Origin of the sequence: Streptomyces sp. DH41, assembly GCF_029813785.1 — a bacterium.
Classification (GTDB): domain Bacteria; phylum Actinomycetota; class Actinomycetes; order Streptomycetales; family Streptomycetaceae; genus Streptomyces.
The window spans coordinates 99,286-116,733 of the sequence record NZ_JARVKY010000008.1 but is presented as its reverse complement, the minus strand read 5'-3'; the positions used below and the strand labels follow the sequence as shown (position 1 = coordinate 116,733).

The 17,448-nt window shown below is 70.9% G+C and carries 19 protein-coding genes; 6 read left to right on the top strand and 13 right to left on the bottom strand.

All coding sequences use genetic code 11. The annotated features are described in order from the left end of the window. Positions 1–12: 12 nt before the first annotated feature. Positions 13–189, bottom strand: a complete 177-nt coding sequence (locus tag QC283_RS15640) for a hypothetical protein (protein ID WP_279562113.1) — start codon at positions 187–189, stop codon at positions 13–15. Between the two features lie 241 nt (positions 190–430). Between QC283_RS15640 and QC283_RS15635 the strand changes: the two genes are divergently transcribed. Continuing rightward, positions 431–1,255: a S1 family peptidase gene (locus tag QC283_RS15635; RefSeq protein ID WP_279562112.1), complete on the top strand. Its 825-nt coding sequence runs from the start codon at positions 431–433 to the stop codon at positions 1,253–1,255. A 207-nt stretch (positions 1,256–1,462) separates the two neighbouring features. Here QC283_RS15635 and QC283_RS15630 read toward each other — a convergent pair whose 3' ends face one another. The 12 genes from QC283_RS15630 to QC283_RS15570 all read right to left on the bottom strand — a co-directional run bounded on the left by QC283_RS15630 (position 1,463) and on the right by QC283_RS15570 (position 13,377). Further along, positions 1,463–2,257: a glycosyltransferase family 2 protein gene (locus tag QC283_RS15630; RefSeq protein ID WP_279562267.1), complete on the bottom strand. Its 795-nt coding sequence runs from the start codon at positions 2,255–2,257 to the stop codon at positions 1,463–1,465. 699 nt (positions 2,258–2,956) lie between these two features. After that, a complete protein-coding gene (locus QC283_RS15620) occupies positions 2,957–3,751 on the bottom strand; it encodes a hypothetical protein (protein WP_279562111.1) in 795 nt (264 codons plus the stop codon). 291 nt (positions 3,752–4,042) lie between these two features. After that, positions 4,043–4,588 (bottom strand): hypothetical protein, encoded by a 546-nt coding sequence (locus QC283_RS15615; protein ID WP_279562110.1) that lies wholly within the window; start codon positions 4,586–4,588, stop codon positions 4,043–4,045. A 184-nt stretch (positions 4,589–4,772) separates the two neighbouring features. Next, complete coding sequence (locus tag QC283_RS15610) at positions 4,773–5,369, bottom strand: hypothetical protein (protein WP_279562109.1); 597 nt, start codon at positions 5,367–5,369, stop codon at positions 4,773–4,775. 45 nt (positions 5,370–5,414) lie between these two features. After that, the gene (locus tag QC283_RS15605) at positions 5,415–6,023 is read right to left on the bottom strand and encodes a hypothetical protein (protein ID WP_279562108.1); all 609 of its coding nucleotides are present in this window, start codon (positions 6,021–6,023) and stop codon (positions 5,415–5,417) included. Between the two features lie 14 nt (positions 6,024–6,037). Beyond that, positions 6,038–7,552, bottom strand: coding sequence for a VirB4 family type IV secretion system protein (locus QC283_RS15600; protein WP_279562107.1), 1,515 nt, complete (start codon positions 7,550–7,552; stop codon positions 6,038–6,040). Between the two features lie 28 nt (positions 7,553–7,580). Continuing rightward, positions 7,581–8,042 carry a DUF6238 family protein gene (locus QC283_RS15595; RefSeq protein WP_279562106.1) on the bottom strand — a complete coding sequence of 154 codons (462 nt, stop codon included), beginning with the start codon at positions 8,040–8,042 and terminating at the stop codon, positions 7,581–7,583. Positions 8,043–8,142: 100 nt separating this feature from the next. Further along, positions 8,143–9,615 carry an SCO6880 family protein gene (locus QC283_RS15590; RefSeq protein ID WP_279562105.1) on the bottom strand — a complete coding sequence of 491 codons (1,473 nt, stop codon included), beginning with the start codon at positions 9,613–9,615 and terminating at the stop codon, positions 8,143–8,145. Between the two features lie 82 nt (positions 9,616–9,697). Continuing rightward, positions 9,698–11,065, bottom strand: a complete 1,368-nt coding sequence (locus QC283_RS15585) for an SCO6881 family protein (RefSeq protein ID WP_279562104.1) — start codon at positions 11,063–11,065, stop codon at positions 9,698–9,700. 36 nt (positions 11,066–11,101) lie between these two features. Further along, a complete protein-coding gene (locus QC283_RS15580) occupies positions 11,102–11,794 on the bottom strand; it encodes a hypothetical protein (protein WP_279562103.1) in 693 nt (230 codons plus the stop codon). Beyond that, positions 11,794–12,108, bottom strand: coding sequence for a DUF6112 family protein (locus QC283_RS15575; protein ID WP_112438329.1), 315 nt, complete (start codon positions 12,106–12,108; stop codon positions 11,794–11,796). The genes QC283_RS15580 and QC283_RS15575 overlap by 1 nt, the downstream gene beginning before the upstream one ends. A gap of 135 nt (positions 12,109–12,243) precedes the next feature. Next, entirely contained in the window at positions 12,244–13,377 is a 1,134-nt protein-coding gene (locus QC283_RS15570; RefSeq protein ID WP_279562102.1) for a C40 family peptidase, read from the bottom strand. 512 nt (positions 13,378–13,889) lie between these two features. On the opposite strand from QC283_RS15570, the gene QC283_RS15565 reads away from it, so the two are divergent. The 5 genes from QC283_RS15565 to QC283_RS15545 all read left to right on the top strand — a co-directional run bounded on the left by QC283_RS15565 (position 13,890) and on the right by QC283_RS15545 (position 17,413). Further along, complete coding sequence (locus tag QC283_RS15565) at positions 13,890–14,645, top strand: DNA-methyltransferase (protein ID WP_279562101.1); 756 nt, start codon at positions 13,890–13,892, stop codon at positions 14,643–14,645. Between the two features lie 248 nt (positions 14,646–14,893). Continuing rightward, positions 14,894–15,445 carry a DUF4913 domain-containing protein gene (locus QC283_RS15560; protein ID WP_161231090.1) on the top strand — a complete coding sequence of 184 codons (552 nt, stop codon included), beginning with the start codon at positions 14,894–14,896 and terminating at the stop codon, positions 15,443–15,445. Next, positions 15,442–15,927, top strand: coding sequence for a hypothetical protein (locus QC283_RS15555; RefSeq protein WP_279562100.1), 486 nt, complete (start codon positions 15,442–15,444; stop codon positions 15,925–15,927). The genes QC283_RS15560 and QC283_RS15555 overlap by 4 nt, the downstream gene beginning before the upstream one ends. An 18-nt stretch (positions 15,928–15,945) precedes the next feature. Then, the gene (locus tag QC283_RS15550; RefSeq protein WP_279562099.1) at positions 15,946–16,644 is read left to right on the top strand and encodes a hypothetical protein; all 699 of its coding nucleotides are present in this window, start codon (positions 15,946–15,948) and stop codon (positions 16,642–16,644) included. A gap of 25 nt (positions 16,645–16,669) precedes the next feature. Further along, complete coding sequence (locus tag QC283_RS15545) at positions 16,670–17,413, top strand: hypothetical protein (protein WP_279562098.1); 744 nt, start codon at positions 16,670–16,672, stop codon at positions 17,411–17,413. The last annotated feature ends 35 nt before the right edge of the window (positions 17,414–17,448 follow it).

The window sequence follows — 17,448 nt, the reverse complement described above, 5'->3', positions numbered from 1 at the left end:
GGGGTGGCACGGTCAGTGGCTGCGGTACGCGGGCCGGGCGGCGGCGAGGGGGCGGGCTGGTGCTGTGACGGGGAGGGCCGGGCGGCGGTGGGGTGCGCTCAGGCGGGCCTGGCGGAAGAACGCGTCGCCGTCGGTGAGCCAGGTCTCGATGGCCGGCCACGCGCGTGCTCGGCGCTCCTGCTCCGCCACAGCACCACCGTGGACGAGGTCGTCGAGCAGGGCTTCGGCATGCGGCTCCGTCCCTCACGGACTTTCCTTGATGGGAGGGGTCGTTGCGGCGAACGGATGCGGAACTTGCCGTCCGGGGGTTCTCCCCACCCCCGCAGGGCCCGCTGGCCGGACCTCGGACAGGCCCGCTGACCTGATGGATCAGTTCCTCTTGATCGCGGAGGCTGAGCACGTCGCACTTGCTCGTCCGATCGGAGAACCAGTGTTCAGCCTGAAGTCCTCGCGCCGCACGGTGGCGCGCACCTCTGCGGTCGCCCTGGCCGGAGTCGCGTGCGCCGCCATGATGACCGGCAGCGCCGAAGCCATCGTCAACGGGAAGGATTCCACGCAGCGTTACCCGTCCATGGTGTCGATCCCGGTGACGGGGGTGGACGACCCTACGTTCAAGGGTGTCTGCGGGGGATCGCTGATCGACTCGCAGTGGGTGCTCACAGCTGCCCACTGTGTGGACCCGGCGCTTGTCACCCTGGACGGCACCGTCCGGATCGGCAGTGAGTGGAAGAACTCCGGGGGCACGGTCCGGTCCGTCGCAAAGACGGTGTCCCACCCGGGCTACAAGAACGGCGAGGGCACGGGCCCCAACCGCGACGACGTCGCTCTGATCCGCCTGAGCCGCCCGGTCGGCGAGAAGCCGATCCGCATCGCCGACCAGCCGGGGCGGCCCGGCACCCCGACCCGGCTCCTGGGCTTCGGCACCATCGACGACGCACCCGACCCCACCCAGTGGGTCTTCCCTGACCGGCTCCAGGAACTCGACACGCGCAGGGGTGCGGTCTCCGAGTGCGCACCGGGCTACGCGGACAACACCCGCCTGTGCACGATCAGCCAGGTACCCAAGGCCATGGCCTGCAACGGTGACTCGGGCGGCCCCCAGCTCCAGCGGGACCGGAAGGGCCACTGGGAACTCATCGGCGTCACCTCGGGCCCCGGCGCCCCCGGCGTGCGCTGCAGCGAGGGCTCGGGGCTCTATACCAGCGCGCCCGCCTACGCGGGCTGGATCCATAGGGCGATCGGCCGCAACGGCTGATTCAGGACTCTTCCCACCGCGTAGCGGACCACGGGCCTCTGGTTCTTCGAGCCAGTCGGCCTCCTCCGCCAGGCGACGGTTCGCATTGAACGTCCAGGGGACGCCGAGGCTGAGGGGTGCGGAGCGGCGCGTTGGGTATCAGGAACCAGCGCGGTGCTTCGCAGGGAGGCGACAAGTGGCAACTACTGAAAGCTCCGCTGCCCATGATCACGCGGAATTGCTCGAACGGTGCTCGTGATCACGCGGAATTGCTTGCGAGATCGCGGAACCTAGGTCCTCGCCACCGTGCACGACGGCGCGCAGGCTGCGCCCGTACGCCCAGGCGTGCTCCCGGGCCGCCGCCTCCAGCTGGTCGTATCCGTCCTGGGCCGTCATCTGCCCAGGGTGCTTGCGGTATCTGTACACCGGCACCGGAAGCAGGATCCCGGGCGCCAGCGAGGTCACGCCGAGGGCCGCGCAGTAGTCCTCGCCCTGGACGAGGCCGCCCATGGGGGCGGCGCGCACGAGGTCGGTGCGAGCGAGGATCGTGGTCGGCCCGATGGGGATGGTGTCCGCAGGCGACTTCCAGTACGTCCACACCTCCCCGGCCTGGTGCCGGCCGGGCGGCGTGGGGCAGCGCCAGAGGGTGGTCGAGCCGTCGGGATGCTGGTCCTGGCTCCAGCCGGCGCACCAGCCGACGCCGGTCGACTCCAGGATGTCTAGCCGCACGGTCATCGCGTCGTCCGCGAACTCGTCATCGTCATCCGCCCAGTTGACGTAGCGGGTACGGACGTGGGTGAGAGCGAGGTTGCGGGCACAGGCAGCGCCGACCGGCCGGGGCAGGGCCAGCGTGCGGACCCGGGGATCCTGCGCGAGCGGGGCCGGCAGGCGGTCCGGCGAGGCGCCGTCGAGCGCGATCACGGCCTCCCACGGCACGGACTGCCGGGTGAGGCTGGCGTGCATGGCGGTCAGGTAGTCGAGGCGGTCGTCGCGCAGGCGGGTGGCGATGACGACCGTAATCAGGGGAGCGGGCAGGGAAGTCTCCGGCAGTGAGAGCGGTGAGGGTCAGCGGCGGGCAGCCGTGCGGGGCCCGGTCGGCGCTGCACCGGCAGCGGGCAGCGGCGGGCGCGCGGTGCGCGGAGGTGTTGGGCGACCGGCGTGTGGTGATGGCGGGCCAGTGCGCCGGGTGGTCGCTGAAGGGGGTGCTGGGGTCGGTGTCCCAGGCCACGAGGGGGCCCGTGCCTGTGTGAGCCATGCTGATCACTTCGATGCCCTGCGGATGCAGGATGTAGCCCCACGGCATGCCCAGTTCGCCGGCGGTTGTGGCGGTGACCGTCATGCGCACCGGGGGCGAGCCGTCCGGAGTGATCAGGTGATCGAGGGTCCGGCTGGGCCAGTGTTCGCCGCCGGTCAGCGCGGCCACGAGCGTGGGCGGGGCGCCGTCGAGGAGATCGGTGCCGAGTTCGTCCCAGCCGACGGCGATGTCGTCGATGAGGTGCTGGGCCATGGCCTCGATGTCGCGTCCGAACTTGTACTGGTAGGCGGCCAGGAGGAGCGGGAGGTGGTTGCTGGGCACGCCGTCGAGCTGGACGTGGATGCCGCTGTACCCCGTGCCGGCGGTGGGGCGGGCGATGAAGGAGTGTGTGGACAGGGAGTTCTCCGGAGCGAGCAGGGGGGCCGGGGGATGTCCTCGGTGGCCGTCGAAGTGGCGGGCGGGTGCAGCTACGCGCGGTGTGACCAGGAGGGGACCGGGGGGCCGGAGGCGTCGGTGCGGGCGCAGGCGTAGCCGATCAGGCGGGTGGGCTCGGCCTTCGCGGGGACGGTGGCGGCGTCGTTGCACACGAACGTGTACCGGATGGACATGCGGGGCACGTCGTGGAGCCAGGCCCGGTCTTCCTTGCCGGGGTTGATCTGCAGGCCGGAGTGCGCGACGGCGTCGGTCTGGGTGTGCGTGTGGGAGAAGAGGACCAGCGCGCCGCCGTCTGCCGTCTTGAGGGCGTAGGCGTCCGTGAAGCGGTTGTCGGCTCCGTCGAAGACGCTGGTGCCCTTGTCGCCGAAGCGTGTTGCGGCATCGCTGTTGACCTTGACCTGCCGCTTGCTGGCCTTGGTCGGCGCGAACACCTTGCTTCCGGTGTTCGTGCCTCCGGTGGTGAAGTTGTCCAGCACGGCAGTACGCAGCAGGTCGGCGTCGGCGGCCAGCTGCTTGTTGCCGGTGGCGGCGACGGCCGTCGCGTATCCCTCGCGGTCCAGGGCGACGTCGGGCAGCTTCTGGCTGTCCAGGTCGACGACGGACACCATCTCCCAGCGCTTGTGCTGGGGCTGTTCGGCGAACACGGCCAGGCGGGAGGGGGGCTTGCCCTTCTCGCTGGAGAGGGCGGCAGCGAACCAGCGGTCCTGCCCGGAAGCCAGGCGGGGGATGTACAGCTTGGCGCTGGCGAGGTCGTAGGACCACGCCTCATACGGCTCGCGGTCCTTGGCGGGAAGCCCTTCGGTCTCGGTGTAGTCCGAGACGGACATCGCGTACAGCGGTCCGTCCTCGACGGTGTCGAGGAGGCGCCGGTCGCGGTCGGCGTTGGCCTCGTTGTTGATCTTGGAATAGCGGGTGATGACGTCGCGGGCCTGGGCGGTGCTGAGAGCGGGCGCGGGCTTCGGGGCGGTGCTGGCGCTGGGCGTCTGCCGGGCCTGGGCGGGGCCGTCTTCGCCGGAGCAGCCGGTGAGGGCCAGGGTGAGGCAGGCGGCGCCGGTGATCAGCGGCAGGGTACGGCGGGCGGTGCGGATGGAGGCTCCAAGGGTTCGCGGGGGAAGGAATCAGGGAGTGCGCCTGGCCGGTGGGGCGGCTTTCGGCGATGCCGGCGGGAGGGCCCGGGCTGGGGGCACGTGTGAGTTTTCGTGGGGCAAGACGGGGTGCGGTAGCAGCCCGAGCTGGGCGAGGCGGTGGTCGATCGCCTCGATCAGAGGTTGGGCGCTGCCGCCGTGGCGGGCTTCGGACCGCTGGGGAGCACTGGGATCGTTGGAGGGCGCCGAGTCGTAGATGACCTCGAACAGCATCTGGTCGTCGGGGTGCTCGCGAGTGGCGATCCAGCCCTCCGGGTCTCCGGGCGGTCGCTCGGAGGGCGGGTCGTGCGGCGGACTGATGACCAGGTAGCTGTCGTCGGGGAGCGAGACGCGCACGTTGTAGGTGCTGAGGCCGAATTCGATGTCGCACTGCAGTCCGCGTGCCCGAAGCGGCGTGATGACGTGTGCGTGGCGACGCCACAGCTCCTGCCACCACGGCGTGTGCACGTTGCGGTGGTCGGGCAGCGGCGCGAGCGGTACCTGGCCGGGTTCCGGGGTTCTCGTTTCGTCAGCGGCCATGGCTCCTCCTGCGGCTGCCGCCGCTTGCGGCCCGGAGGTAGGCGTGCGGGTCGTCGGGGCGCGGGGGAGAGGTCAAAGGGTGTGATCCTTCCTGCCGGCGGGCAGAGCGGCGACGGCTGTGGCGTCGGAGTGATCCGGAGTGCAGTGGGTCAGGGCGCGCACGGGCACGACCGATGGAGAAGAGCTAACGGCGAGGCCCGGGGCCGGTGGAGGGAGGAGCGGGCGGCAAGCTCGCGGTAGCTCCACGCGAGGCGTCGGCCGACGCTGTGGGGGCAGGGGCCGGGTCATAGGCGGCGCGCAGCCTGTTCAGACCGGCTTCGTCGGCGAGAGCGAGGGCGGACAGCGCCCGGCTGGCCGCTGTCATCAGCAGGTGCGAAGGCGATCCCTTGGCCGCGTGGCGGTTCTCCTGCTTCCAGCGGGCGGCGGCGACGAGGTAGTCACTCAGGGCGCGCAGTGCGGGTTCGGCGGCGTCCAGGACGTGGTCGGTGACCGCGTCGATCTCCGCCGAGGTCTGAGCTGCGGCGAGGGCGTCCAGGTACGGGGTGAGGTCGGGCGCTGGCCAGGGCTGGTCGAGTAGGGGGTACGCGGCGCGGAAGGGCTGTGCGTCACGTCGTGCCCACCGCTTCAAGTCGCCGCGGGTGGCGAGGTTGTACCGGGCGGCATGGATCTGGTCGGCGTCGCGGCCGACGTTGTCGTAGAGATCGAAGTCTGGGTCGCGGGGGATGATGCAGGAGTCCTTCGGGGCTGGTGCGGGCTGCAGGTCGTGGCGGGCGGACTGCACCGGGGTGGCGATCTGTTACACGAACAGTTCACGGCTCTGGTGCGGTCAGCGGTGGAGACCGCCAGGCCGGGACGGCGGAGGCTCCGGCGGTCCCTCCCGGCGGGTCAGAGGCGCAAGGAAGCGCTGGACGCCGAGGTGGTCGTCGAGTTCCTTGGCTGCGTCGCGAAGGGACTCCGAGGCACGCCGTAGAAAAGCGCGCGCTGAGGCGTGGTCGATGACCATGCGATTCGTGAGGTAGTGCCGGTCGGTGGGGTCGGTGGGGTCGGTGGGGTCGGTGGGGTCGGTGGGGTCGGTGGTCCGGGGCAGGGCCAGGGCGTTCTCCGCGGTCTCGATGAAGTGCGGGGCTGCGTGGCTGGAGATGGTTGCCGCCGAGGCGAGTTGCTTCAGGACGGTCCGGCCGGTCCGGGTGGTGTGGTGAGGGCTCCGGGCGAAGGCGTCGGCCAGGCGGAGGACATCGCGGGAGAGGTCCTGCGCGTCGGTGGCGTGCTGGAGCAGCGCGGTGTAGGACGGCGCGGCCGGAACGTGCCCGTTCTCGTCGAGCAGCTCCCACCGCTGGGCGGCGTCGTGCAGTTTGTCCTTCATGGCGTTGAGTGCGCCGATAAGGTGGAGCGCGTCGTCGCGCGGTATCAGGTCGCGTTGGAAATCGGGCTTCACGGGCCTTTTGCTCCTCAGTGCATACGGGCGTCGGTATCGAAGAGCGCCAATTCGTGGCTGTGCAGGAGGTGCTGCACGATGAAGCTCCGACCTGCGACTTTCCACAATCCGCGCCCTCGGTTGAGGTGGGCGATGGCGTCCATCTCGACGGAGGTCAGGCCGAGCAGGGAGGCTGCGGCGTGGAGCTGGTCGGTCTCCTGGCGGTAGATGATCCGGGTGGAGCAGTCCGCCAAGAGGCCCTCGGCCAGGGCGCGCCCCTGTGATCCGGCGTCGCCAGCGGTGAGCAGGTCGGACAGCCGGTGGATCACCATGAGGTTGGCGATGCCGAGGCCGCGGGAGAGCTTCCATTGGGCTTGCATGCGCTGGAGCAGGCCGACGTGCCGCATCAGGCGCCATGCCTCGTCGTACACGATCCAGCGCCGGCCGCCGCCGGGGTCGGAAAGGGCGGATTCCATCCAGGCGCTCGCGCAGGTCATCGCGAGGACGAGGGCGGTGTCGTCCCCGGAGCCGCCGAGGCGGGACAGGTCGATGGTGAGCATCGGCGCATTCGGATCGAAGGCGACGGTGGAGGGGGCGTCGAACATGCCGGCCAGGTCGCCGTGGACCAGGCGCCGCATGGCGTGGGCCAGGTCGCGGGCTGCGTCGCCGAGCTGGCCCGACATCATCCCGGCGGCCTCATCGAGGTCGGTCGGGTTGTTGAGGGTGGCGGCGATGTCGCCGAGGAGCGGGGTGCGGTGTGTGTCGGTGGCGCGGGTGACGACGGCGTCGAGGGCGACGTCCAGGGCGGTGTGCTCCATGGGCATCAGGTCCCGGCCCAGGACGGTCCGGGCCAGGGAGCCGAGCAGGAGCAGGCGCCGCTTGCGGATCTCGCCGACCCAGTCGGCCTCGGCCACGCTGTCCGGGCGCGGGGCTGCGTCCAGGGGGTTCAGGCGTCCGGGCAGTCCGGGACCGAGGGCGACGGACCGGCCGCCGAGGGCTTCGGCCACCGGCGTCCACTCGCCCTTCGGGTCACACGGGACGTAGACGCGGTACCCGAAGGCGACCGACCGCAGCGCGAAAGACTTGGCCAGCGCGCTCTTGCCCTGGCCGATCACGCCGGCGAGCAGCAGGTTCGGGTTGGTGAACCCCTCGACCTTGCCGTACAGCGCGAACGGGTCGAAGACGAATGACGCCTCGGCGTGGACGTCGCGGCCGATGTAGATGCCCTCGGCGCCGAGTCCGCCTTCGGCGAGGAAGGGATAGGCGCCGGCCGCGACGGCGGTGGTCATGCGGTGGGCGGGGAGCTTCAGCCGGTTCCCGCGGGCGGAGGCGGGACCGGGGCGTCCGCTCGGTGGGTAGAGCGGGACGGGCATCTGCTGCTCGGGGCGGGTGCTTTCGCTCTGGTGGGCGCTGGCTTCGGCGCGAGCTTTGGCGGCGGCCTCGGCGAGCTGGCGGCGGGCGGCCTTGCGGCTGGCGCGGTCGGTGCCGTGGGGGGTGAACAGCGGGCTGGCGGACGCGCGGCGGGCGCGACGGGCGGGCCGGTGGCTCATCGGGGGCCCTCGATTCTGCGGGTGGTGCTCATCGCACGCAGGCCGTGGCATGCGGGCGGAGGTCGGTGGGGGTGGTCTTGCGGCGGACGACGTGTCCGGCGGCGAGGTGGCGTTGGCAGATCGTGAGCACGGGCGGGCCCTCGGGGAGCCGTTCCGGATGACAGGCGCTGGTCTCGGCGTCGGCCTGGGGTGTGCCGGGCAGCAGGTGGAAGGCGGCGTGGACTTCGGTGGTGGCCTGCCAGAGCCTGGTGTGGGCGGTGGCCAGGTGGCGTCCGGCGGCCGGGTGAGGGGGCCGGGTGTGGTTGGCGAGCCGGTCCAGGAGCTGGAGCAGGGAGGTGAGGTGGGCGTGCAGTACGTCGAGGTGCACCCGGCCCACGGGCCGGGGCGGGTCTGCGTCCGGCGGCGCCAGGGCGCGTGTGTGGTGGCGGACGCCGGCGCTCGCGGCGCGGAGGTAGGGGTGCGCGTCGTCGGGGCGCGGGGGAGAGGTCAAAGGGGATGGTCCTTCCTGCCGGTAGGCAGGGCGGCGACGGGCGTCCCGTCGCGGGTGATCCGGAGTGCAGTGGGCCAGGGCGTGCACGGGAACTGCTGGTTCACAGGGCGGTGCGGGCGAGTGGGAGCGCGGAGAGGGCGAAGGCGTCCGGCTGCTGGTAGTTGAGCCTGCGGAGATCGACTCCGGAAGTGACGGCGTGGGTCTCGATCTGTGCGCAGGCGGCGTCCAGGAGCGCGTCGGTCTCGGCGGTGACGGTGACCAGGCCGGTCAGGGCCACGTCCGCGTGCCCGGCGATGAGCTGGCGTTCGCGGGTCTTGACGTCGGCGTACTCGAGGGAATCCTCTTCGGAGTCGACCTGTCCGCGGCGGGCACGCTCGTTGGCGTCGGCGATGATCGCGGCCTTCTTGCGCTGGACGTCCCGCAGCGCGGACTCGAGCCCCTGCGGCACGTAAACAAGGGACAGGGTGCGGCGCACGCCGGCCGTGAACATGATCCCGTGCAGGAACCCTGCCCCCATCTCGGTCCGCGGCCAATTCTCCACCCAGTACGTCGCATGCCGCGCGCTGTCGGTGGAGAGGCGGTCGTACTCCTCGAACTGCACGACGGGACCGGCCGCTGCGGGGTCGGCCTCAGCGCGGCCGGTCTCGGACCACTGCTGGAGCGCGGCGAGAGCCTTCGGGTCGTAGGCGGTGCGGATGACGGCGGCGATCTCCCGCGCGCTCAGCCATCCGGTGACCATCAGGCCGGCGTTGCGGGCGGCCTGGGCGATGGAGGCGGTGGTCTGCTCCATGACGGTGAACGCCCCGGGCAGCCCTCCGCCGGCCTGGTTGATCAGGCGCCGGGCGGCCTTGAGGTCGAGGGAGATGGCGAGGTAGGTCTCGTGCGGAGCGGCGGCCGGGCCGGCCGAGGCGACCAGCTCGGAGTAGATCTGTCCGGCGACGGGAGCCTGGGGCTGCCCGTTCTGGGTCCAGTGGCGGGTGAGCGTGTCACCGCTGTCGGGCACGGTGCGCTCCAGCACCTGCACGGTGGCGACGTGCCCGGTGCGGGCGATACCTGCCAGCGCGCGCCCCCAGCTGCTCACGTTGTGGTTCTGGGTGGCCGGGTCGAGGAGGGCGAAGGCACGGCTGGTGACGCGGGCGATGGCGGTCAGGGTCTGCTGGTGCGGGTCGTGGACGGCTGCGGCTCCGTTGGCGGAATCGCCGGGGGTGACGACTTTGAGGGAAGCGGCGGTGCCGGGCAGATGCAGGACGCCGTCCTGCCGGGGCCTGGTGACAGGTCGGGCGAGCCAGAGGGTCTGACCAGTACGGCGGCGGTGCGCGTACCGGGTGACGATCGGCGCCCAGTCGATGAGGGAACGGCCATGCCGGCGGATCGCGACCAGTGCACCGGATGCCGCCCACAGCGGTGCCAGGGCAACGGCGCCGAGCAACCCGGTGGAGATCACCGTCATCAACAGCAGGGCCAGTGTGCAAGAGACGAGGACGAGCTGGGGCAGGGAGAGGCCGAGGAGGATGCCGCGGCGGCTCCGGTGAGGAAACTTCACCGTGACCGGGGTGACAGAAAGATCAGACATGGGGGCGGATCCTGGAGGCGCGGGTGGAATCCGGGGGCGGGAGGTGGTGTACACGTCCCGTCCCCGAAAGTCGGGCGGGGGATCAGAGGCCGGTCGGAGGCGGCGGAGCCGACCCGCTCGACGCGGTGTCCTGCGAGCCGGAGGACGGGGGTGCGCCCTGCGGAGGCGGTGTCGTTGTCGGCGGAGTGGTCTGCCATCCGCCGCCCTGGCCGGACGCGGCATTTGCGCCGGATCCGCCGGGTCCGGGGCTGCCTCCCACCTGGCCGCTGGTGTCGTCGGACACGCTGGTCGGCGCGGGCTGGACGGCCTTCTCCAGGCCGGACTTGACGGCATCACCGCCGGGTGAGCCTCCCGTTCCGCCGCCCTGCGCACCGTCTTTGCCTTCTCCGCCACCGCCGGTCGGGTTGGCGGCGACATCGCCGGGGAAGCCTCCGCCGGCATCGGGACCCTGCGGTGCGGCGCCCGCTCCGGCTGCGGCACCACCGGTGCCGGCGGTGGCCGCGGCTGCGGCGGCCTTGCGGGCGGCCTTCTCGGCGTGCGCCTTGGCGATCTGGGCCCCGGCACCACCGGCACGGTGGATGGACTCGCCGTCGGTGCCGTCGGCCGCCCAGTGCACGAATTTGAAGACGGCGTACGGGCACAGCAGCACCAGGACCATGATCACGATGCCGGACATGACGTCGGCGAGCGCGGCGATGCCGTCATTGGCTTCGGTCTTGCCCATGGCGGCGATACCGAGGACGAAGATGACGGTCATCAGGAGCTTGGAGACGACGAGGGTGGCGGTGGCTTCGATCCAGCCCTTGCGCCAGCGCCGGGCGACTTCCCAGCCGCCGCCGGCGGAGGCGAAGACCGCGAGGGTGACCATGACGAGGATGCCGACCTTGCGGACCATCATCACGCACCAGTAGAGGAAGGCGCCGATGGCGGCGCCGAGCCCGGTGACGACCGGGACGAGCCAGCCGAGACCGGACAGCGCCCCGATTTGGCTGACCTTCACCACGCGGCGCACGGCCGATTCGATGTTCAGGTGTGCGGCTTTGAACAGGCCGTCGCTGACGGCGTCCACGACCTCGATGGCGACTGTGGTCAGGGCGATGGCGCAGAAGGCGAACAGGACTCCGGACGCGGTGCCCGTGAATGCTTGGGTAAGGGCTTGCCCGTCGCGTCTGATGGCGGCCCGGACCAGTTGCGCGCAGAAGGTGGCGACCAGCAGGACCAGGCCCAGCGGCAACAGCATCTCGTAGTTGTCGCGGAACCACCCGGCGTTCAGATCGACCTTGGTGGTGGTGTTGACGGCTTCGGCGGCCAGGTCGGCTGCGGCGGCTGCCAGTTCACCGGCGGACTTCGCCATCCAGTCACCGATGGCTTTGCCCGGGTCCGAGGCGAAGTCCACCGCGTCGCCGACGGCGCACAGTTTGTCCGCCAGGGGGAAATCACAGAAACCCACGAGGAGTTACTCCTCCTTTCGTGTCTCAGGCGCGGGTCACTGCGTGACGCTCGGTGCGATGGCGGCCAGGGTGCAGTCGTGGTTCGGGCGGCACTGGACGGCCAGGGTCACGGCGCGTTCCTCGGCTCCGCCGCCGCCCTTCTTCCAGCTGAGGGTCTGCTTGCCGTTGACGGTGACGACGTAGATGTACGCCTCGGTGATCGCGGACGGATCCTCGGCCAGCGCCTGTTTGAACGCGCCGGGGTAGTGGCCTTCGGTGATGTGGGCGGTGGCGTGCTGGTCCTGGTCGGCCATCCGTGACCACAGCACGGGGGCGGGGACCTGGCCTGCGACCGAGGTCCAGTCGGCGTACTTGGTCTCGGTGGTCATCCAGGCGCGCATGCCAGCGAGTTGCTGGTCGCGGCTGGTGTCGCGGGTGTCGTAGGACCAGAGCATCTGGGCCGCTGCCTTGGCGTAGGCGACCGGCTCGGCGATCTGCGGCGGCTTGGGCACCGACCCGGACCCGGAGGAAGGCTTGGGAGCAGCCTCGGAGTGGGACGGGCCGCCCGTGGGAGCCGGTGGCGCGGCATCGGGAGTCTGCTGGCCGTTGCCACCGCCGGTCAGCAGGGCAACGACCCCGGCGAGGGCAAGCAAAACGGCGACAACGGTGGCGCCGATCGCGATGCGCTGGTTCGTCGACCAGCCCGAGCCGTACGAGGACAGCGAAGAGGAGGGGAAGCGTTTCCGCATCAGTGGACCTGCGATCCCAGGCCGGAGAAGAAGGCCACGATGCCGTTCGCGGCACCCAGACCGAGGGCGGCGCCAGCGGCGACGACCGCGCCCTTCTTTCCGTTGGCCTCGGCCTGGTGGCCGCCGGTGTGGTGGCCCCAGGCCCATACGCCGAGCGAGACGGCGAGGGCGCCGACGACGGCGATGATCCCGAACATGTTGATGCTGTTGACGACGTTCTTCAGCACGCTCAGACCTGGCAGGCCACCGCCCTTGGGCGCAATTCCTGGGTCGTAGGCGAGCTGAATGACGCGGTCTGCGAGAGGGACGGACATAGGTGTGGCAAGGCTCCTTGCATACGCGGACCCGGTGAGGGCCAGCGGGAAGGGGAAAGCGGAGGGGGAGGCGAGTGAAGGGCGCGGAAATGGCGGCAGCGCCGGGCCCGCCCGGCTGAAGCCGGGCGGGGCGCGTCAGAGGACGCGGCGGGCGGCGAGGAAGTCCCAGTCCTTGATCGGGGTGATCCGGACCGGCTTGGTGGTGCGCGGCGCCTCGATCACGAGGCCCTCGCCCATGTACATGCCCACGTGCTCGGGCCGCGCGGCGGTACCGCGGCTGAAGATCAGGTCGCCGGGTTTGAGGTGAGCGGGCGAGACCGCCTTGCCCTCGTTGACCTGCGTGTACGTGGTGCGGGTGAGCGTGATGCCAGCATTAGCGTACGCCTGCTGCATCAGGCTGGAGCAGTCGCAGCGGCCCATGGGGTCGGGGCCGTGCGCGTTGGTGCAGGATCCGCCCCACTGGTAGAGCGTGCCGAGCTGGTGCATCGCCCACTCGATGGCCTTACGGGCCTTCGGGTCGGCGTCCTTGGGGAGCGAGTAGCCCTTGGGGACGCTCCCTTCGGGGATGCGGCTGAAGCCGGAACCGTCCTGGCCCGGCGCGCAGCCGGGCGTGCTGGTCGACGGCTTCTCGCTCTGGTTCGGGTCCTGGTCATCCGCGTCAGCGTCGGCGCCGGGGAAGGTCTTGACGATGGCGGCCTGCAGCGCGGTGGCCAGGTTCTCCCACTGCGCGTACGCGTCCGGCAGGCCGGACTTCTGCACGGCTTGGGCGGCCTGGGTGACGGTCATCTGCTGCCAGCCGTCCACCTTGAGCAAGTGCTTGTAGAACTGCTCGCTCGCGTAGGTGGGGTCGCGGATCTGCTGGGCGCTGCCCCACCCCTGGGACGGACGCTGCTGGAAGAGACCGAGGGAGTCGCGGTCCCCGTAGCCCAGGTTGCGCAGCCGGCTCTCCTGCATCGCCGTGGCGAGCGCGATGATCTGTCCCTTCTTGGGAACGTCGAGCGAGAGGCCGGCGGCCACGATCGTCGCCGCGTTGGGGACCTGCTCGGCGGGCAGGTCCAGGCCCTCAATGTCAACGTCCTTGCCGGACGCGCCGTCGAGAATCTTGGTGACCTGCTCGGCGACCTTGTCGCTGTCGATGTCGGTCAGGCAGTTGCTGAAGGAGCTGCTGCTCTGTACGGCTTCGGCGGAGGAGGCGAGCATCATGCCGGTGCCGGCGAGCAGGATCGGAGAGAGGAAGACGACGCCGATGCCGGCGGCGAGTGCCTTCAACCCGAGCGGACCGCTCGCCGGTCAGCGGGTTCGGGCATGGATGGGTGGTCAGACGTCATGAACGAGTCCTTCGGGATGTGGTGTCCGGCGTGTCGCGTGCGCGAGGCGTGGTGGAAGGGCGCGGCAGCCGGGGTGGGCGATCGGAGGCGGGCCGGTGCGGGGGAGTTGCCGCTCGCTCCGCGCGGCCGTGCTGTGAGCTAGGTGTGCCGGGGCAGGGGTATCTCCATGAGGTGTGGCGAGGATGTAGCCAGCGGCGGTGTGCGCCGGGCGGTTCAAAAACAGTAGGTGCGGATCGGCGGTTGACCAAAAAGCTCGGCGTGAGGTGCCGGAAACCGGTACATCGGTAAGGGTTACTTGGTCGTCGGCGGATTCGCCTCTACAGTTTTTTGACTCCCCCTCGCCCTCCTCGGTCTGCGGCCACGGGCTTCTGTATGCCCGGTTCCGGCCCGCGAGGACGCTTGTGCGAGGCGGTGTTTCCCTCCGCGATTCCGCACCCGAATAGGGGTTCCTCTTTGCCTTTTTCCCTGCACCAGGGCGACGCTCTGGCCGTTCTCTCCGGCCTACCGGACGGCTGCGTCGACTCCGTCATCACCGACCCGCCGTACAACAGCGGCGGCCGGACCGCGAAGGAGCGCACCACCCGCTCCGCGAAGCAGAAGTACACCTCCGCCGATTCCAAGAACGACCTTGCCGACTTCACCGGCGAGAACATGGACCAGCGCTCCTACGACTTCTGGCTGACGCAGATCATGACCGAAGCGCACCGGCTGACGAAGACCGGCGGGACCGCGCTGCTGTTCACCGACTGGCGCCAGCTCCCCACGACGACGGACGCGATCCAGGCGGCCGGGTGGCTGTGGCGGGGTGTGCTGGCCTGGCACAAGCCGCAGGCCAGGCCCCAGAAGGGCCGGTTCACCCAGAACTGCGAATTCATCGTCTGGGCGTCCAAGGGGCCGATCGACGGCTCCCGGAACCCGGTCTACCTACCGGGTATGTACTCGGCTTCGCAGCCCTCGGGGTCCAAGCGCCAGCACATCACGCAGAAGCCGGTCGAGGTGATGCGCGAGCTGGTCAAGATCAGCCCCGAAGGCGGCACGGTCCTCGACTTCTGCGCCGGCTCCGGCTCCACGGGCGTCGCCGCCCTGCTGGAAGGCCGGGACTTCATCGGCGTGGAGAAGACCGAGCACTACGCGTCGATCGCGGCGGACCGGCTCACCGAGACGATCCGCGCCACCCTCACCAAGGACGACGTGGTTCTCGCCACCTGAGCCGCGTCCTCTCCTGCCGCCAAGGCAACCGGCTCCCTGCTGAGCCGCCGGCGGAGCACCGCCGGAGCGGACGTGCAATTTCACTGCCCGGTCCGTGCAAGGACGCCTTCGCCTTTCTCCCAACCCGTGTCTCGTAGGAGGCTGATTCAATGTCTGAATCCGCAAGGCCGTCTGACGATGGGGAGCTGGAGCCGGTTCGTATTCCGGATCCGCAGTTGGAGGGAATCGAGGCGAGCGTGCGGCGGCTCATGGAGCAGTCGGCGCAACAGGCTCAGCAGCTCGACCACCTCGCATCCGCGCCGGCGCCGAGCGGATCACCGTTCGCCGCGTTCGGCATGCCGGGGTTCGGCGGGCCTCCGGCCGCCGCTCCGCCGGAGCCCCGCCCGATCCTGGAACTCGACGGGGAGGAACGGGAAGACGAACTCGACGCCCTCTCGGACTGGGTCGACGACTTCTTCCTCCCGGTCTACGGGGCGGAGGTCACCACCGCGGCGCCCTGGTGCCTGCAGTGGCAGGAACACGACGACGTCGTGGCCTGGCTCCACGCCCTGTGGCTCGCCTACCAGCAGCACAAGGACCCCGAAGCCGGGCTCTCCGGCCTGTTCGTGTGGCACCGGGACTTCCTCACCCACGCCATCGCCGCGATCCGCGCGCCGGGCGGACCGCTGTCGGCCTGCATGACCTCCCCCGACCGGCCCGCGCACCGTCTCCTGCCCGGCCCGCCGCCGTCCGTGCGCACGGAGACGGCGGCCACGGCGGATGGCACCGGCACTGCCGAGCCGGGCGAGCCGACGTCATGACCGCGGGAGCGGGACAGCCCGCCTTCGGACTGAGCTTCGACCCCCGCGCGCTGACCGATCTCCTCCAGGCCCCCAGCGATATCCGCGACCTCACCCTCGCCTACCTGCAGGAAGTCGTGAACGCCCAGCGCTTCGGACAGCGCCTCGACGGCGACCTGGAGGGATTCCGGAAGCTGATCGTGGACCGCCGCAAGGACTGGCGCGTCGTCTACGGCGTCCGCCCGGCGCCCGCGGAATCCGCCCACCCCAAGGAGATCCACGTCGTCGCGGTACGGCCGCGTGCGGGCAACGACGTCTACGACGAGGTCGGCCGCCGCCTGGGGATGACCCGCCGGCCGCTGAGCGCTCGGACGCACGCGGCCCGCTCGCGTTCCCCGCAGCTGACCACCCGTCCTCCCGTGCCCCGGCCCGGTCCGCCGCCTGCCGCACTGCCGGGCCTGCCCCGTCCCGCACCCAACCCCGCGCACCATCCCACCCGCTGAACGCACGGAGCGCCGCCCATGCCCCCTCAACCCGCGCCGACACCCACCCGGCGTGCGGTCACGCAGCTCGACCACCGCCTCGAAGCGGTCACCGGCCACGACATCGACACCCTGTGGACCTACCGCGACCGCGGCGCCCTCGACGAGCCACACACCCAGCTGGTCGACCGGCACCGCACCCTGGCCAACGCCCAGATCGGCGTCGCCTTCTACCTCAAGCTGCTCAACCGTCTCACGAGCGGTGAGTTCCCTGTCGACGGTGCCCTCTTCGTACGCATCGACCGCACCGTGGACCAGCTGGAGGAAGCCGCCAACGCGCGCGACGCCGCCGCCCATGAGGTGCTCGCCGCCCTGGAGCCCATCGAGGCCGCCGCCGCAGCATCGACGCCCGACAAAGGACGACTCTCGACCGACGACCGGGCGGCACTGCTCGCCATCGCCGGCGGTGCCAAGCTCCACGAACACCTGCTGACAGGCCGACTGTCCGTGACCGCCTCCTCCGGCACCCGTATCCCCTATCCCCAGATGCAGCAGCTGGAACGCGCCGGCCTCACCGTCCGGGACACCCGCCACCCTGTGCACGCCGGCCAGCCCGTCTCCCTCACCGACGCCGGACGAGCCGCACTGCTGGACGCCCGCCGGACTCCGGCAACGCATGCGCCGACGAGCCCGGCTCGCCCCGGCGCCCCGCCGTCCACTCCAGCGAAGCGGCGCTGAACTGCACCGATCCACCGAAAGGCTCTTGTTGTCCCCCACCGAACCGGCGCCGGCCCGGAAGACCATCCCTCACGTCGACTTCGAGCTGGACGACCTCGACTCCGACGAGGAGAGGTACCTCGACTTCTACCGCAAGGTCGCTGTCCACGAGGACATGCTCGTCCCCCTCGCCGAACACCACGACGGCCCGAACAGCTACTACGTGCTGTTCGACCGCACCGCCACCTGGGGACGCCCCGGCATGCCCCAGGTGCTCGCCGTGCATCTGCAACGGGACCACAAGAAGCGCATGTTCAGCTTCGAGCACGCTCAGCTGCCGCTGCCCGCGATGGCGCAGTCCTGGCTCATCCACCGGGGCTGCCCGCCCGACGCCATCGGCCTCCACCCTGAACTGGGCCCGCCACCGGCGGACGAGGCCACGCGAGCACTAGAGCGAAGCCTTGTCGGCGACGGCGACCACTACGCCATGGGCTACTCCTACACCAGCGACGACCCGGACGACATGGTCATCGTCGTGGTACTGCGTGCACACGACGAGCAAGTCCCCAGCACGTTCCGCGTGGTGGTCGAGGAGGTCGATACCGAGACGTGTACGCACACCTTGCGGGAGGGCGGCTTCGACACGGCCGGAGAGGCCCTGCAGTGGTGCGACGACCGCCTCACCGGCAAGGCCGGGCCGCTCCCGCCGGTCCGCCCGGCAGCCACCCCCAGCCGCCCGGCAGGTGTAGCGAAGGCCCCTGCCCCACACCCGCCCGGCCGCTCTCGCTGAGCGCTGTTCCAGTCGCGGGCGGCGCAACATAGCCG